The following is a 15,076-nucleotide window of genomic DNA, read 5'->3' on the forward strand; positions in this document are numbered from 1 at the left end:
CGTCAATCGCGCAGTCGCGGCGGATTGCGCAGTATCGCGGCCACGAAGGCCGGATTGTTCCGCAAATACCGCCGCCACAGCCGGCGCGGTTCCTTCGCCAGCCGGTAGCTCCACTCCAGCCCGTGCTCGCGCATCCAGTCCGGCGCGCGCTTCACGAGACCGGCGTGCATGTCGAAGGCGGCGCCCACCCCGAACAGCGCGGGCGCGTGCAGGCGGTCGCGGTGGGCGGCCATCCAGCGCTCCTGCTTCGGCGTGGACAGCCCGACCCACACCAGGTCGGCGCCGGAGTCGTTGATGCGCGCGACGATCTCGGCGTCCTCCTCGTCGGTGAGGGCACGGAACGGCGGCGAGTACGTGCCGGCGATCTTCAGCTCGGGGAAGCGCGAGGTCAGCCGCGCCGCGAGCAGCTCCGGGACGCCCTCCTTGCCGCCGTACAGGTACGACGACCAGCCACGCTCGGCGGCGCGCGCCAGCACGGTCTGCATGAGGTCGGCCCCGAAGACCTGCCCCATCCACTCCGCGCCGGCCTTGTGCCCGGCCCACACCATCGGCATCCCGTCGGGCGTGGTGAGCCCCGACTCGTTGTGGATGCGCATGAGGTCGGGGTCGCGCTGCGACTCCATGACCCCGTGGACGCCGGTCACGCACACGTAGTGGCGCTCGCGCGTGTCGACCCAGCGGGTGACCTCGTCGACGGCCATGTCGCGGTTGATGGCGCTGATGCCGACCCCGAGGACGTCGACGCGCCGGATGCGGTCGGTACCCATCTCTGCCTTCACCCGCGCTACTTGCCGAGCTTCGCGGCGACCTGGTCGTGGATCCAGCGGTAGGTGTGCGTCAGGCCCTCGCGCAGCGAGATCGACGGCTCCCAGTCGAACTCCTTCTGGATGAGCGTGTTGTCGCTGTTGCGGCCGCGCACGCCCAGGAACCCGTCGACGTGCTTGAGCTTGATGTCGACCCCGGCGATCTCGGCGACGATCTGGTACAGCTCGTTGATGCTGACCATCTCGGAGCTGCCGACGTTGATCGGGTCGGCGAAGTGGCCGCGGGTCAGCATGCGGCTGCCGTGGACGCAGTCGTCGACGTAGGTGAAGCTGCGGGTCTGGAGGCCGTCGCCCCAGATCTCGACCTCGTGCTCGCCGGTGAGGGCGGCGATGGCGACCTTGCGGCACGCGGCGGCGGGGGCCTTCTCGCGGCCGCCGTCCCAGGTGCCCTGCGGGCCGTAGATGTTGTGGTAGCGCGCGATGCGCGTCTCCAGGCCGAAGTCCTCGCGGAAGTGGCGGCACATGCGCTCGCTGAACAGCTTCTCCCAGCCGTAGCCGTCCTCGGCGTCGGCGGGGTAGGCGTCCTCTTCCTTGAGGGCGGTCAGGTTCGGGTCGGTCTGCTTGTACCCGGCGTACACGCACGCCGAGGACGAGTAGAAGAACCGGCCGACGCCCGCGTCACGGGAGGCCATGAGCATGTGGGTGCTGGGCAGGACCGAGAGCATGCACTCGGCCCTGTGGGTCTCGATGAAGCCCATGCCGCCCATGTTGCAGGCCAGGTTGTAGACCTCTCCGGCGCCGCCGTCGAGGACCTCGCGCGCCGACTCCAGGAGGCCGACGTCGCGGGTGAGGTTCACCGCGTCGCCGTGCACCTGGTCCCACCGCTCCAGCGGCTTGATGTCGACCGCGCGGACCGTCTTGCCTTCGGCGATGAGTGCACGCACCAGGTGCCCGCCGATGAACCCTCCGGCTCCGGCGACCACGGCATCGAACGCTGGCATCGTCACGCTCCAATTCGCTTCTCGGGCTGCACGCGGGGCTACATTACAGCCGGGTAACGCCCACAGTGCCGCAAGGATACCCAGGCATGAAGACGCCGTCGCAGGCGCGTTTGGTTGCGTTCACGTGGCTTACATCTAGGTGAACGGCCGGAGACGTCCCGTGCCGATGTGTCCCATTATGGCCCACCGCCGGTGGGGTGCCGGTCACCCCTCGGGAGGAGTCCAGTCGGTGACGGCGGGCGAGCCCTTGGCCTGGGCGCGGTCCGGCAGGGCGCGCATGAGCGCCGTCCGCAGCGCTCCGCCCTTGGCGGCACCGGCGCGGCGGGAGGCCTTCGCCAGGCGCGTCACGCGGTGGCGGCGCAGTTCGTCGTAGCGGCGCAGGCCCTCGGGGACGGTGCGGCCGCGCAGGCACGCGCCGAGCGTCACGGCGTCCTCCAGGGCCAGGCCGGCGCCCTGCCCGAGGTCGGTGGTGAGGGCGTGGGCGGCGTCGCCGACGAGCGCGACCCCGGCGGTGGACCCGGCGTGGGCGAAGGCGCGCGGGAGCGGGTCGAGGTACTCCACGGGGTTCTGCAGCAGCTCCTCGGGCCGGGTCGCGGCGATGAGCTGCCCGACCGGCTCGTGCCATCCGGCGAACCAGCGGCGCAGCAGGTCGAGCTGCCCGGCGGGCGACTCGGGCCGGACGCTGCCCTGCGCCTCGGCCGTCCAGTATACGCCGTGGTGCCCGAGACCGGCGTAGGCGAAGCGCAGGCCGTCGCCGCGGGTCTCGCACGCCCCGGACAGTTCGGGGGCGCGGAAGGACGGGACGACCGCCCGCCACGCCACGCGCCCGGCGCCGACGAGCCGGGCGTGGTTGTCGACGCTGGTGCGGGCGAGGCTGCTGGCGCCGTCGGCGCCGACCACGAGGTCGGCGGTGATGGTCTCGCCGCCGAGCCGCACGGCGGGCGCGTCGCCCAGGCGCAGGCCGGTGACGGTCGCCGAGGTGCGGACGGCCACGCCTTCGCCGAGGGCGGCGACGAGGGCCTCGTGGAGGTCCTGGCGGTGCGCGAAGACCGATTCGCCGGGCGCCTGGTCGGGTCGCACGAGCCACTTCCCGTCCGGCGCGCGCAGCCCGGCGGGGCCGCGCGAGCGCCGGTCGGTGATGGCGTCCAGCGCGCCGCCCATGCCGAGGGCCCCCAGGGCGCGGACGCCGTTGGCCCACAGCTGGAGGCCGGCGCCGTCGGCGCGCAGCCGCTCGTGCCGCTCCAGGACCTGGACGCGCCACCCCGCGCCGGTCAGCGCCACGGCGGTGGCGAGGCCGCCGACTCCGGCGCCGACGACGACGGCGGAGCGCTCGCTCATAAGACCTTCCCGTCCTCGGCGGTCTTCCCGTCCGCGGGTTCGTCCTCGGGCTCGTCCCCGGCGGGCTCCTCCGCCTCGTCCTTCGCCACGCCGGTCTTCTCGGTGGCGGCGGGCGCGGCGGTGGCCTCGGGGCTGTCGTAGGCGACCGCGACGAGCCTGCCGTCCTCGCCGGTGACCAGGACGTCGCGCTTGCCGCGGACCAGGAACAGGTACACCAGCGAGCCGATGACGATGACGACGCTCATCCACTGGTTGGTGCGCAGGCCCAGGAACGCCTCGGCGGGGTCGATGCGCACGCCCTCGATCCAGAAGCGGCCGATGCCGTAGGCGAGGACGTAGAGGGCGAAGGCGCGGCCCTTGCCGAACTTGAACTTGCGGTCCAGCAGCCACACCAGCAGCGCCACGCCGAGGTTCCACAGCAGCTCGTAGAGGAACGTCGGGTGGTAGGTGGCCTCGTTCAGGTGCCCGGGGAGCCGGTTCTCCGGGGAGATCTCCACCGCCCACCACGCGTTGAGGGGGCCGCCGTAGAGCTCCTGGTTGAACCAGTTGCCGAGGCGGCCGACGGCCTGCGCGACGGGCAGGCCGGGCGCGAGGGCGTCGGCGACCATGCTCAGCGGGATGCCCAGGCGGCGCGCGCCGATCCAGGCGCCGATCGCGCCGGCCAGGATCGCGCCGGGGATGCCGAGGCCGCCCTCCCAGATGTAGAGCGCCTTGACGGGGCTGCCGCCCTGCCCGAAGTACGCCTCCGGGGACGTGATCACGTGGTAGATCCGCGCGCCGACGATGCCGAAGGGCACCGCCCACAGGGCGATGTCGATGACCGTCCCGGGGGGTGCGCCGCGGCGGCGCAGCCGGACCTCGGTGATCACGCAGGCGAGGATGATGCCCGCGATGATGCAGAGCGCGTAGCCGCGCAGCGGAATCGTCCCGAAGAGGTACCAGACGCTCTTCGAAGGGCTGGGGATAGAGGCGAGGTCCACGCGGTGAGGCTACCGGGTCGGGCGTGCTCCCGCGTGCGCGCCTTCGGCCAGTTCGGCGGTGAGGGCGCGGACGGCGGCGATGCCCTCCTTCTCGTCACCCGCGTCCAGCAGGCACTTCACCAGCGCCGAGCCGACGATGACGGCGTCGGCGTACCCCGCGACCTCGGCGGCCTGGGCGCCGCTGCGGACGCCGAGACCCACGCCGATGGGCAGCTCGGTGGCCCGGCGGGTGCGCGTGACCAGGTCCGGCGCCGCCGACGAGGTGTGCTCGCGCGCGCCCGTCACGCCCATGACGCTCTGCGCGTAGACGAACCCGCGCGTGGCCGCGACGGTGCTCGCGATGCGCTCCTCGCTGGAGCTGGGCGCGACCAGGAAGACCCGGTCCAGCCCGTGGGCGTCGGAGGCGGCCAGCCAGTCCTCGCCCTCGTCGGGGATCAGGTCGGGGGTGATGAGCCCGGCGCCGCCGGCGGCGGCGAGGTCGCGCGCGAAGGCGTCCACGCCGTAGCGCAGGACCGGGTTCCAGTAGGTCATCACCAGGACCGGCGCGCCGGTCTCGGCGACGCCCTCCACGGTGCGCAGGACGTCGGCGGCGCGCAGGCCGCCGGCCAGGGCGCGCTCGGCGGCGCGCTGGATGACCGGGCCGTCCATGACCGGGTCGGAGTACGGGAAGCCGATCTCGACGATGTCGGCCCCGGCCTCGACCATCGCGCGCGCGGCGGCCGTGGCGGTGGCCACCGTCGGGAACCCGGCGGGGAGGTAGCCGACGAGGGCGGCGTGCCCGGCCGCCCGCGTCTTCTCCAGGGTGGGCGTGACGCTCATGCCTGCTCTCCAGAATCGCCGGTCTCGTCGTAGAGGCCGAACCACGTGGCGGCGGTGTCCATGTCCTTGTCGCCGCGGCCCGACAGGCACACCACGATGACCGCGTCCTCCGGCAGCGACGGGGCGATCCGCAGGGCGCCCGCGACGGCGTGGGCGCTCTCGATCGCCGGGATGATGCCCTCGGTGCGGGTGAGCAGGCGCATGGCGGCCATGGCCTCGGCGTCGGTGACGGCCTCGTAGTGGGCGCGCCCGGTGTCGCGCAGGAACGCGTGCTCGGGCCCGACGGCCGGGTAGTCCAGGCCCGCCGAGATCGAGTGCGACTCGATGGTCTGGCCGTCGGCGTCCTGGAGCACGTAGGTCCGCGCGCCGTGCAGGACGCCCAGGGACCCGGCGGTCAGGGTCGCGGCGTGGCGGCCGGTCTCCACGCCGTCGCCACCGGCCTCGAAGCCGTACAGCGCCACCGACTCGTCGGGGATGAAGGCGTGGAAGGCGCCGATGGCGTTGGAGCCGCCGCCGACGCAGGCCGCGACCGCGTCGGGCAGCCGCCCGACCTGGTCCAGGCACTGCTGCCGGGCCTCCACGGAGATGCCGCGCACGAAGTCGCGGACCATCGCCGGGAACGGGTGCGGGCCACCGGCGGAGCCGATGAGGTAGTGGGTGCGGTCGACGGAGGAGACCCAGTCGCGCAGGGCCTCGTTCATCGCGTCCTTGAGGGTCTGCGAGCCCGTGGTGACCGGGACGACCTCGGCGCCCAGCATCCGCATCCGGGCCACGTTCAGGGCCTGGCGGCGGGTGTCCTCGGCGCCCATGTACACGGTGCATTCGAGGTCGAACAGCGCCGCCGCGGTCGCCGAGGCCACGCCGTGCTGCCCGGCGCCGGTCTCGGCGATGATGCGCGGCTTGCCCATGTGCTTGGTGAGCAGGGCCTGCCCGAGCACGTTGCGGATCTTGTGCGCGCCGGTGTGGTTGAGGTCCTCGCGCTTGAGCAGGATCCGCCGCCCGACGGTCGCCGACAGGCGGCGCGCGTCGTAGAGCATCGACGGCAGGCCCGCGTACTCGCGCTGGAGCCGCTCGAACTCGCCGAGGAACACCGGGTCGGAGAACGCCTTGCGGTAGGCGGCGTCCAGTTCGTCGAGGGCGGCGATGAGCGCCTCGGGCACGAACCGGCCGCCGAAGTTGATCCCCTGGGCGGTGAAGTGCCCCGTCGGGTCCGGCTGCGCGCTCATCGCACGGGCCGGGGCGTGGCGGGGTGGCTTCCGGCGGTCACCAGGTCGGCGACGGCGTCGCGCGGGTTCTTGTTGGTCACCAGGCCCTCGCCGACCAGGACCGCGTCGGCGCCGTGACCGGCGTAGCGGATCAGGTCGCGGGCGTCGCGGACGCCCGACTCGGCGATCTTCACGACCTCGTTGGGCAGGCCGGGGGCGATGCGCTCGAAGACCGAGCGGTCGACCTCCAGGGTGTGCAGGTCGCGGGCGTTGACGCCGATGACCTTCGCCCCGGCGGCCAGGGCCCGGTCGGCCTCTTCCTCGGTGTGGATCTCCACCAGCGCGGTCATGCCGAGCGACTCGATCCGGTCCAGGAGCCCGCTGAGGGTGTTCTGGTCCAGGGCGGCCACGATCAGCAGGACGAGGTCGGCGCCGTGCGCGCGGGCCTCGTGGACCTGGTAGGTGGAGACGATGAAGTCCTTGCGCAGCACCGGGATCGACACGCGCTCGCGCACGGCGTCCAGGTCCTCCAGGGACCCCTTGAAGTAGTCCTTCTCGGTGAGGACGCTGATCGCCCGGGCGCCGCCCGCGGCGTACTCCGCGGCCAGCTCGGCGGGGTCCGGGATCTCGGCCAGGCGCCCCTTGGAGGGCGATGACCTCTTCACCTCGGCGATGACCCCGACACCGGGGGCCTTGAGTGCCGCGAGGGCGTCCAATGGGGGCGGCGCGGCTTGGGCGAGGTCGCGGATCTCGTCGAACGACACCCGTTCCTGCCGTCGCGCCAGGTCCTCCTTGACGCCGGCGACGATCTCGTCGAGAACGCTCATCCGGAACTCCCCTCTCCGGGTGCCTTTTGGCCGATGTTAAGCGATGTCGGATCCTCGCCGCGATCGAGGGCGTTCCACAGCGCGGCGGGATCGTCTGATACGGGAGCGGCCTTGGCGGGCCGCTCGTAGCGGCTGGACATGTGCGGCCACGTCCGGCCCGACCGCAGGGCGGCCGCGCCGGCGGCCAGGACGAGCAGCCCGCCCAGCGCGGTGGCCGCCGGCCACACGCCCGGCTGCTCGGCCAGGCCATAGCCGCCACCTGCGGCGACGCCCAGGCCGCTGGCCGCTACCAGCGCGCCGACGACCGTCCGGGCCACCCCGCGCGTGGCCACTAGGGCGAGCGCCCCGGCGAGTCCGACGATGGCGAGGGGCAGGACCCAGGCGGCGAGGCTCGTGCCGTCGTGTTCGACGGTCTTGTCGGGGAACGGCGCGCGGGTGATGACCTCGGTCCACCACACGCGGGTGGCGGCGTACCAGGCGAGTCCGCCGCCGAGGACGCCGCCCAGGACGGCGAGGGTGAGCTGCCTGCGCGGGTTCATGGCCGTTCCGGTGGGGCGGCCAGTGGGAGTTCCCTCCCGGTGAAGCAGGTGGGGGTCCCGGTGTGGCAGGCCGGGCCGGTCTGCTCGACGGTGACGAGGAGGGCGTCCCCGTCGCAGTCGAGGGCGACCGAGACGACTTTCTGGGTGTTCCCCGAGGTGGCGCCCTTGACCCAGTACTCGCCGCGGCTGCGGGACCAGTAGGTGGCGTCGCCGGTGGTGAGGGTGCGGTGGAGGGCCTCGTCGTCCATCCAGGCGAGCATGAGCACCTCGCCGGTGCGGTGCTCGCGGACGACGGCGGCGACCAGCCCGGCGGAATCGCGCTTGAGTCGGGCGGCGATCGCCGGATCGAGGGCTGAGGGTGGCGCCATGAAGACCGATTGTGTCGTGTCCCGCGCGGGGGCCGGGCACCGGGGGGCGCGGGTGAGGCGGGCGTCGCCTATTCGGCCGGGAGCGCGGTGAGGACCTTGGTGTAGGTGCGCTCGAAGATCAGGGTGGTGCGGAAGCGGGCGACCTCCTTGTGGGTGGCCAGCCGGTCCACCAGGAACGCGTGCAGGCGTTCGGGGCTCTGGACCGCCACGTGCAGGACGAAGCAGTCGCCGCCGGAGACCACCGACAGCGACAGGACCTCCGGCCAGGTGCGGGCGGTGGTCTTGAAGGCGTCGATGACGGCGCGGGTGGGCAGCCGCAGGTCGACGGCGACGAAGGCCTGGGTGCCGCGGTTGAGGGCCTTGAGGTCGACGTCGGCGTGGTAGCCGCCGATGGCGCCGCGCCGGGTGAGCGATTTGACGCGCTCGATGCACGTCGAGGCGGCCACGCCGAGGCGGCGGGCGAGTTCGCGGTTGGAGAGCCGCGCATCCGTTTGGAGGAGTTCCAGGATGTGCGCGTCGAGTTCGTCCACGGCTCCGATACTGGCACCGATTCCGGACGATCGTTCGATCGGGGCCTGCTTTGACCCGACGAATGCGTAGCTTGACGGCCTCATGGCGAACGGGAGGCCGGATCGATGCTCGGACTGTGGCGGGGCGCGGCGATGTACGTGGGCGCGGTGCTGGGGCCGGGGGTGCTGGTGCTGCCCCGGCTGGCGGCGGAGGCGGCCGGGCCGGCGTCGATCGCGGCGTGGCTGGCATTGCTGGTGCTGAGCGCGCCGGTGGCGGCTACCTTCGCGATGCTCGGGGCGCGGTATCCGGGCGGTGGCGGCGTCTCGGGTTTCGTGGCGAGGGCGTTCGGGCCGCGCGCGGCGGCGGTGACGGGGTGGTGGTTCATCGCGGCGATCCCGCCGGGGGTGGCGGCGGGCGCCAAGACCGGCGCGGCCTACGTGGGCGGGAGCGCGTGGGTCACGGTGGCGCTGCTGGTGGCGGCCTTCGCGGCCAACCACGCCGGGCTGCGGCTGTCCGGGGGCGCGCAGCTGGCCATGGCGGGGGTGCTGGCGCTGCTGCTGGTGGCGGCGTGTGCGGTGGCCGCGCCGCACGTCGAGGCGGGCAACTTCACGCCTTTCGCGCCGCACGGCGCCGGAGGGGTCGCCGGGGCGGTGGGGGTGCTGTTCCTCGCCTTCGTGGGCTGGGAGGCGGCCACCCACCTGTCCGGGGACTTCGCCGACCCGCGGCGGATGCTGCCGCGGGTGGCCGCGCTGTCGCTGGCCGTCGTCGCGGTCATCTACATCGGACTGTCCATCGTGGTCGTCGGCGCGCTGGGGGACGCCGCGGCGCGCGAGCCGGCGCCGCTGTCGGCGCTGCTGCGCTTCGGTCTCGGGGACGCCACCGGCCCGGTCACCGCGGTCGCGGCGCTCGCGCTGTCCTTCGGCGCGGTCAACGCCTATCTCGCCGGGCCGGGCGGCTGGCGGACGCGCTGGCCCGGCGCGGTGATCTCCCCCGCGTCCTGGCCCAGGACGGTCCCCCGCGCCGCGCGCTGGCGGCGCTGGCGGTGCCCACCGCGGTGTTCGTGGCGCTGCCGGTCGGTGTGGAGGAGCTGATGCGGGTCACCGTGGCCTTTCTGGCCGCGGTGACCCTGGCCGGTTGCGCCGCCGCCGTCCGGTTGCCGACCGGACGGGGGCGGGTGCTCGCCGCCGTGGCGAGCGGGCTCGCCTCAGCGGTCCTGCTCACCTGCGGTTGGTACCTGGCCGCGCCGGCGGCGTTGTCCCTGGGCCTCCTCGCGCGATGGAGGCCACTCGTCGGCGCACCGGCCCGACGGCGCCCGTAGCCCGAAACGGGCGCCGTACGCGCATCAGGGCGTGTTGTCGATGAGGGCGATGATCTCGGGGTAGATCTTGCTCATCCGGGTGCCCGCGTTCTGGCAGCCGCCCAGGTGGTGCAGTGCGATGACCTTGTGCGAGGACGTGGCCAGCACCGGCGAGCCGGAGTTGCCGCCGGAGGTGTCGCACAGGTAGCCGGTGTTGATCGAGTCGAGGTTGACGGTGTCGATGTCGCAGAGCGCGCCACCGGTCGTCTCGTAGATCGACAGGCGCTTCGCGGTGGCGTCGCCGTGGCCGGGGATGTAGATCTTCTCGGCCAGCACAGGCTGCCGGGACTCGATGTAGAGGGTCCCGAAGGAGGTGATGGTGGCGAAGTTGTTCACCGAGTAGAGCGTGTAGTCCAGGCTGGCGCTGGTCTTGACGAGGGTGGCCCCGGAGACCTTCACCGGCGTGTACGGGTTGTTCCCGCCGCAGGTGGCGCACTGGTAGTTGAACTGGGACTCGGTGCTCTGCACGCCCGCCGCGGTGGATGTGCAGTGGTTGTTGGTGAGCATGCGGTTGGTGTCGCCGACGCGCCAGCCGGTGCAGGCGCTGGTGCCGCCGATGAGGAGCCGGGCGACGGCGTTGGAGCGGGCGTACTGCGTGGGGAACGTGGTCTGGTAGCAGACGACGTCCTTGCGGGCGTCGGCGCCGCACACGCTGTTGAGGCCGATGTTGGCCGCGGCGTGCTCCCTGGCGTCCCAGCCGCGCCAGTACTTGTCGACGCGGACCACCGGGGCGGCGACGTCGAACTCGCTCGCGCGGTGGACGGTGATGACGGCGGTGTCGCCCTCGACGGACATGGCCGCGAAGCCCTTGTCCCCGTGCAGTGTGTAGGAGGAGTCCTCCGCGTCGCGGTATCCGCGACCGGGCGCGCCGTGGTAGACGAACTTCTCATTGCCCGCCGGGTCGCTCACCGTGACGTAATCGCCGGTGGAGAGCGAGAGCTCGGAGAAGTGCACCTTGACGTACGTCGCGCCGGGATGACGTACGGTCGTGGCGTCGGCCCGCCCCGCGCCGGCCACCAGCTCGATGGCGGCGGCGCGCTCCTCGCCGACGCTCTCCAGCTGCTGCGGGGCGGCGGCGGTGGGTTCGGGGGCGGCGGTCGTTCCTCCACTGAGGACGCTCAGCGCGGCCGCGCCGAGCACCCCCGCGGCGAGGATCCGGGATAACGGCACCAGTCTCATGATCGTTCCTTTCGCCGGGTTGGGTCCGTTATGCGCCGGACCCGCAGCCGAGGGTATCCGATCGGACACCGAGGGGGAACCCCGGAAGAATCGGGAACATTCGCGAAGCGCGACAACGGCCTCCGCTCCGGGCGCATCATGGTTGCGGGCCCCGCGAGCGGTCCGTGGAAGTGTCGGACATCCGGCCACACAGTGAGTTCGCCCGAGCACGGACGGTAGCCTTTCCGGCGGCATTCCCTTTGTTTGACACCCACCGCGCTCCGACGAATACTTGCCTGCCGTAAGGCGCGACCCGGCGAGAAGAGGCATACCCGCGATGACACGACCCCTGGCGTACTTCGAGGCCCCCTCACCCGGCTTCGGAGCGCTGCCGCCCCGGGCGACCGGACGCGGCGGTTCGGCCGTCCGCGACCTGTCCGGCCACTGGCGGTTCCACCTCGCGGGAAGCGATGACAAGGCGCCGGACGGTTTCTGGGACCCCGGGTTCGACGACGCGGCCTGGACGACGATCCCGGTCCCCTCCTGCTGGCAGACGCACGGGCACGGGTCGCCCGCCTACACCAATGTCACCTACCCCTTCCCCGTCGATCCCCCGCGCGTCCCCCACGACAACCCCGTCGGCGACCACCGCCTCGCCTTCGACCTGGGCGAGTGGCCCGAGGGCGGGCGCAGCGTCCTGCGCTTCGAGGGCGCCGACTCCTCCCTGCGGGTCTGGCTGAACGGCGCCGAGCTGGGCGTCTCGCGCGGCAGCCGCCTGCCGGTGGAGTTCGACGCCACCGCCGTCCTGCGGCCCGGCCGCAACGTGCTGGCCGCGCGGGTCCACCAGTGGTCGTCGGGTTCGTACCTGGAGGACCAGGACCAGTGGTGGATGTCGGGGATCTTCCGCGAGGTGACGCTGCTGCACCGGCCCGAGGGCGGGCTCGGCGACTTCTTCCTGCGCGCTGGCTTCGACCACCTCACCGGCGCCGGAACCCTGCTGCTGGAGGCCGCCGAGGGCACCCGCGTCCGCGTGCCCGAGCTGGACCTGGACGTGCCCGCCGGGCGCGAGACCCTCGTCCCCGGCGTCGAGCCGTGGAGCGCGGAGATCCCGCGCCTCTACACCGCCGAGGTCTACACCCCCGCCGAGACCACCACCGTGCGCGCCGGGTTCCGGACGGTGACCATCGAGGACGCGCGGCTGCTGGTCAACGGCCGCCCGATCCTGCTGCGCGGCGTCAACCGGCACGAGTTCCACCCCGCCACCGGGCGCGCGATCGGCCGCGACACCGACCGCGCCGACCTGCTGCTCATGAAGCGCCACAACATCAACGCCGTCCGCACCAGCCACTACCCGCCGCACCCGGCGTTCCTGGACCTGTGCGACGAGCTGGGCATGTGGGTCGTCGACGAGTGCGACCTGGAGACGCACGGCTTCGAGCCCCTCGGCTGGCGCCGCAACCCCACCGCCGAGCCGATGTGGCGCGACGCGTGCCTGGACCGCATGCGCCGCATGGTCGAGCGCGACAAGAACCACCCCTCGGTGATCATGTGGTCCCTGGGCAACGAGTCGGGCACCGGCGAGAACCTCGCCGCGATGGCCGCGTGGGCCAAGGGCCGCGACGACACCCGCCCCATCCACTACGAGGGCGACCTGACCTGCGCCCACGTCGACGTCTACAGCCGCATGTACGCCGGCGTCGGCGAGGTCGAGCGGATCGGCAAGCGCATCGAGGAGCCCCTCCCCGACCCCGCGCTGGACGCCGCCCGCCGCGCGATGCCGTTCGTGCTGTGCGAGTACGCCCACGCCATGGGCAACGGCCCCGGCGGCCTCTCGGAGTACCAGCGCCTCTTCGAGGCCTACCCGCGCCTGGCGGGCGGTTTCGTGTGGGAGTGGATCGATCACGGCCTGCCGCTGTCCACACCGGACGGACGCCGGTACTACGGCTACGGCGGCGACTTCGGCGAGACCGTCCACGACGGCAACTTCTGCGTCGACGGGCTGGTCTTCCCCGACCGCACGCCCTCCCCCGGCCTGGAGGAGTACAAGAAGGTCATCGAGCCCGTCCGCTTCGAGACCACCGCCGACGGGCGCCTGCGGGTGGTCAACCGCCACGACTTCGCCGACACCTCGCACCTGGCCTTCCGCTGGGAGCTGGCCTTCGACGGCCAGTACGTCGACGGCGGCCCCCTCGACGTGCCGGTGCTGCTGCCCGGCGAGCACGCCGACGTCGAGTTCCCCTTCGACTGCGCCGAACGCGCCGGGATCCCGCCCTTCGAGCACTGGTGGACCGTGTGCGCCGAGCTGGCCACCGACACCGACTGGGCCCCCGCCGGGCACGAGATCGCCTGGCACCAGGGCCGCACCGACGACGTCATCGCCGAGCGCCCCTTCGACGCCGACGAGCCGGTGGCGCTGATCGCCGGGCGCGACCGGATCGTCCTGGGCCCGGCGGAGTTCACCGCCGAGGGCACGCTGCTGCGGCTGGGCGGCTTCGAGGTCGACGCGCCGAAGCTGGAGCTGTGGCGAGCGCCCACCGACAACGACCGCGGCAAGCACCCCTCGGTCGCCGGCCGGTGGGCCGCGGTGGGCCTGGACGACCTGCGGCACCGGCTGATCCGGGCCGGCACCTACGACCAGTCGGTCGTGGCGCACACCGAGGTGTCCCCGGCCAATTCGGCGGCCTCGATGGCCACGACCTTCCGCTGGCAGGCCTACGGGCCGTGGCTGCGGCTGGAGGTGACGGTCCTGCCCGAGGGCGACTGGACCGTCCCGCTGGGCCGCGTCGGGGTGAGCATCGGCCTGCCCGGCGACTGGGACACCGTGGAGTGGTTCGGGCGCGGCCCCGGCGAGGCCTACCCGGACAGCACCGCCGCCGCCCGCGTGGGGCACTGGACGGAGACGGTGGACCGGATGCAGACGCCGTACGTGCGCCCGCAGGAGAACGGCGCGCGCGCCGAGGTCCGCTGGGCCCGCGTGACCGGCCCCTCCGGCGGGCTCCAGCTGCATGGCGAGCCGCTGTTCTCGCTGACCGCCCGCCACTGGACGACCCGGCACCTGGCCGCCGCCCGGCACACCGTGGACCTGGCCGACTCGGGCCGCCTGTGGCTGCACATCGACCACGCCCACCGGGGCCTGGGCTCGGCGTCCTGCGGGCCGGACGTCCTGCCGCGCCACGAGCTCCCGGCCGCCCCGGCGAGCTTCGCGGTCTGGCTGCGCCCGCTCGGCTAGCCCGCCAGCCGCTCGACGGCGGCGGTGACGAGGGCGTCACGTTCCTCCCCGGTGAACACGCCGGGGAGGGTCAGCCGCTCCACGATCAGCCAGTTCATGGCCAGGTACAGCAGTCTCACCGACGTGGCGTCGCCCGGCAGGCCCGCGGCGGCGTGCCCGGCGACGGTGGCGTCGATGTCGGCGCGCACGCGCGCGGTGAGGACCTCGCGCAACTCCGGGCGGCGGGTGGCCTCCAGCCGCAGCTCCAGCAGCGCCAGGTAGCCCGAGCGGAAGGCCGCGATCCGCTCGACGAGCTCGCGCATCGCCCGCGCCCGATCGCCGGGCTCGGCGGCGGGGGCACCGTCGGGGATGAGCCGCTCGTACACCCGCGCGCCCGCCTGGGTCAGCAGGTCGTCGCGGCTGCCGAAGTAATTCGACACGGTGCCCGGCGGCACGGCCGCGGCGGCGTCCACCGCGCGGAAGGTCAGTCCACGCGCTCCCTCGGCGGCCAGCACCTCCCTGGTCAACACCCTCTACCCCGAGACCGTCCCGACGGCCTACCGCGAACCGGCCGGGCTCGCCGGCGTGCCCAACCGCCGCTTCGACACCGTCTTGATGGGCGCCGCCACCTACCGCGTCGTCCTCGACGCCGGGCTCGCCAGTCCCTACGGCCACCTGCGCCAGTACGTGGTCTCCACGAGCCTCGCCGGGACGGCGGACCCGGTGCGCCTGTTCTCCGGCGACCCGCTCGACCTCGCCCGTGAACTCAAGCGCGAGGAGGGCATGGACATCTGGCTGTGCGGCGGCGGGCGGCTCGCGGCGGCGCTGCTGCCGGAGATCGACGAGCTGCTGATCAAGAGCTACCCGGTGGTGGCCGGGGCGGGCGTCCCGGTCTTCGAGGGCGCCTTCGGCCCCACCGTCTTCGAGCCCGCCGAGCGGACCGCCTTCGCCAACGGCGTCACCCTGACCCGCTTCGTCCGCCCCACGGCCCGGTGATGATCT

General features: G+C 73.2%; 16 protein-coding genes. 4 read left to right on the forward strand and 12 right to left on the reverse strand.

The window, feature by feature from the left end; translation table 11 throughout:
• Nucleotides 1-2 precede the first annotated feature (2 nt).
• The 10 genes from QSK10_RS00675 to QSK10_RS00720 all read right to left on the reverse strand — a co-directional run bounded on the left by QSK10_RS00675 (nucleotide 3) and on the right by QSK10_RS00720 (nucleotide 8,371).
• Nucleotides 3-767, reverse strand: a complete 765-nt coding sequence (locus QSK10_RS00675; RefSeq protein ID WP_285660564.1) for a WecB/TagA/CpsF family glycosyltransferase — start codon at nucleotides 765-767, stop codon at nucleotides 3-5.
• Between the two features lie 17 nt (nucleotides 768-784).
• Nucleotides 785-1,765 carry an NAD-dependent epimerase/dehydratase family protein gene (locus QSK10_RS00680; protein WP_285660565.1) on the reverse strand — a complete coding sequence of 327 codons (981 nt, stop codon included), beginning with the start codon at nucleotides 1,763-1,765 and terminating at the stop codon, nucleotides 785-787.
• A gap of 204 nt (nucleotides 1,766-1,969) precedes the next feature.
• A complete protein-coding gene (locus QSK10_RS00685) occupies nucleotides 1,970-3,103 on the reverse strand; it encodes an FAD-dependent monooxygenase (protein WP_285660566.1) in 1,134 nt (377 codons plus the stop codon).
• Complete coding sequence (gene lgt, locus QSK10_RS00690; protein WP_285660567.1) at nucleotides 3,100-4,083, reverse strand: prolipoprotein diacylglyceryl transferase; 984 nt, start codon at nucleotides 4,081-4,083, stop codon at nucleotides 3,100-3,102. Before lgt ends, QSK10_RS00685 begins: the two co-directional genes overlap by 4 nt.
• Nucleotides 4,084-4,092: 9 nt before the next feature.
• Nucleotides 4,093-4,902 carry a tryptophan synthase subunit alpha gene (gene trpA, locus QSK10_RS00695; RefSeq protein WP_285660568.1) on the reverse strand — a complete coding sequence of 270 codons (810 nt, stop codon included), beginning with the start codon at nucleotides 4,900-4,902 and terminating at the stop codon, nucleotides 4,093-4,095.
• Entirely contained in the window at nucleotides 4,899-6,128 is a 1,230-nt protein-coding gene (gene trpB / locus QSK10_RS00700; RefSeq protein ID WP_285660569.1) for a tryptophan synthase subunit beta, read from the reverse strand. Before trpB ends, trpA begins: the two co-directional genes overlap by 4 nt.
• Complete coding sequence (gene trpC / locus QSK10_RS00705; protein ID WP_285660570.1) at nucleotides 6,125-6,934, reverse strand: indole-3-glycerol phosphate synthase TrpC; 810 nt, start codon at nucleotides 6,932-6,934, stop codon at nucleotides 6,125-6,127. Before trpC ends, trpB begins: the two co-directional genes overlap by 4 nt.
• Nucleotides 6,931-7,473 carry a Trp biosynthesis-associated membrane protein gene (locus QSK10_RS00710; RefSeq protein ID WP_285660571.1) on the reverse strand — a complete coding sequence of 181 codons (543 nt, stop codon included), beginning with the start codon at nucleotides 7,471-7,473 and terminating at the stop codon, nucleotides 6,931-6,933. The genes trpC and QSK10_RS00710 overlap by 4 nt, the downstream gene beginning before the upstream one ends.
• On the reverse strand, nucleotides 7,470-7,841 hold the full coding sequence (hisI, locus tag QSK10_RS00715; RefSeq protein ID WP_349497664.1) for a phosphoribosyl-AMP cyclohydrolase: 372 nt from the start codon (nucleotides 7,839-7,841) through the stop codon (nucleotides 7,470-7,472). The genes QSK10_RS00710 and hisI overlap by 4 nt, the downstream gene beginning before the upstream one ends.
• A 68-nt stretch (nucleotides 7,842-7,909) precedes the next feature.
• On the reverse strand, nucleotides 7,910-8,371 hold the full coding sequence (locus QSK10_RS00720; RefSeq protein ID WP_285660572.1) for an Lrp/AsnC family transcriptional regulator: 462 nt from the start codon (nucleotides 8,369-8,371) through the stop codon (nucleotides 7,910-7,912).
• Nucleotides 8,372-8,476: 105 nt separating this feature from the next.
• Between QSK10_RS00720 and QSK10_RS00725 the strand changes: the two genes are divergently transcribed.
• Both QSK10_RS00725 and QSK10_RS00730 read left to right on the forward strand, forming a co-directional pair.
• The gene (locus QSK10_RS00725) at nucleotides 8,477-9,442 is read left to right on the forward strand and encodes an APC family permease (RefSeq protein WP_285660573.1); all 966 of its coding nucleotides are present in this window, start codon (nucleotides 8,477-8,479) and stop codon (nucleotides 9,440-9,442) included.
• Nucleotides 9,394-9,669 (forward strand): hypothetical protein, encoded by a 276-nt coding sequence (locus tag QSK10_RS00730; protein WP_285660574.1) that lies wholly within the window; start codon nucleotides 9,394-9,396, stop codon nucleotides 9,667-9,669. The genes QSK10_RS00725 and QSK10_RS00730 overlap by 49 nt, the downstream gene beginning before the upstream one ends.
• Nucleotides 9,670-9,693: 24 nt before the next feature.
• Here the strand turns inward: QSK10_RS00730 and QSK10_RS00735 are convergent, their stop codons facing one another.
• Nucleotides 9,694-10,887, reverse strand: coding sequence for a trypsin-like serine peptidase (locus QSK10_RS00735; RefSeq protein ID WP_285660575.1), 1,194 nt, complete (start codon nucleotides 10,885-10,887; stop codon nucleotides 9,694-9,696).
• 316 nt (nucleotides 10,888-11,203) lie between these two features.
• Here QSK10_RS00735 and QSK10_RS00740 point away from each other — a divergent pair, with 316 nt between their 5' ends.
• Nucleotides 11,204-14,095, forward strand: a complete 2,892-nt coding sequence (locus QSK10_RS00740) for a glycoside hydrolase family 2 TIM barrel-domain containing protein (RefSeq protein ID WP_285660576.1) — start codon at nucleotides 11,204-11,206, stop codon at nucleotides 14,093-14,095.
• Here the strand turns inward: QSK10_RS00740 and QSK10_RS00745 are convergent.
• A complete protein-coding gene (locus QSK10_RS00745; protein ID WP_349497665.1) occupies nucleotides 14,092-14,604 on the reverse strand; it encodes a TetR/AcrR family transcriptional regulator in 513 nt (170 codons plus the stop codon). The genes QSK10_RS00740 and QSK10_RS00745 overlap by 4 nt on opposite strands.
• Between QSK10_RS00745 and QSK10_RS00750 the strand changes: the two genes are divergently transcribed.
• The gene (locus QSK10_RS00750; RefSeq protein ID WP_285660578.1) at nucleotides 14,516-15,070 is read left to right on the forward strand and encodes a dihydrofolate reductase family protein; all 555 of its coding nucleotides are present in this window, start codon (nucleotides 14,516-14,518) and stop codon (nucleotides 15,068-15,070) included. The genes QSK10_RS00745 and QSK10_RS00750 overlap by 89 nt on opposite strands.
• Nucleotides 15,071-15,076 lie beyond the last annotated feature (6 nt).

This window comes from Actinorhabdospora filicis (assembly GCF_030269765.1).
In the GTDB taxonomy this organism is placed as follows: Bacteria; Actinomycetota; Actinomycetes; order Mycobacteriales; family Micromonosporaceae; genus Actinorhabdospora; species Actinorhabdospora filicis.

Bases quoted from the DNA above. Each gene is read 5' to 3' on its own strand.
- trpA (WP_285660568.1), bottom strand. From the start codon at position 4,902: ATGAGCGTCACGCCCACCCTGGAGAAGACGCGGGCGGCCGGGCACGCC.
- trpB (WP_285660569.1), bottom strand. From the start codon at position 6,128: ATGAGCGCGCAGCCGGACCCGACGGGGCACTTCACCGCCCAGGGGATC.
- QSK10_RS00740 (WP_285660576.1), top strand. From the start codon at position 11,204: ATGACACGACCCCTGGCGTACTTCGAGGCCCCCTCACCCGGCTTCGGA.
- QSK10_RS00675 (WP_285660564.1), bottom strand. From the start codon at position 767: ATGGGTACCGACCGCATCCGGCGCGTCGACGTCCTCGGGGTCGGCATC.
- hisI (WP_349497664.1), bottom strand. From the start codon at position 7,841: ATGGCGCCACCCTCAGCCCTCGATCCGGCGATCGCCGCCCGACTCAAG.
- QSK10_RS00685 (WP_285660566.1), bottom strand. From the start codon at position 3,103: ATGAGCGAGCGCTCCGCCGTCGTCGTCGGCGCCGGAGTCGGCGGCCTC.
- QSK10_RS00735 (WP_285660575.1), bottom strand. From the start codon at position 10,887: ATGAGACTGGTGCCGTTATCCCGGATCCTCGCCGCGGGGGTGCTCGGC.
- QSK10_RS00710 (WP_285660571.1), bottom strand. From the start codon at position 7,473: ATGAACCCGCGCAGGCAGCTCACCCTCGCCGTCCTGGGCGGCGTCCTC.
- trpC (WP_285660570.1), bottom strand. From the start codon at position 6,934: ATGAGCGTTCTCGACGAGATCGTCGCCGGCGTCAAGGAGGACCTGGCG.
- QSK10_RS00725 (WP_285660573.1), top strand. From the start codon at position 8,477: ATGCTCGGACTGTGGCGGGGCGCGGCGATGTACGTGGGCGCGGTGCTG.
- QSK10_RS00680 (WP_285660565.1), bottom strand. From the start codon at position 1,765: ATGCCAGCGTTCGATGCCGTGGTCGCCGGAGCCGGAGGGTTCATCGGC.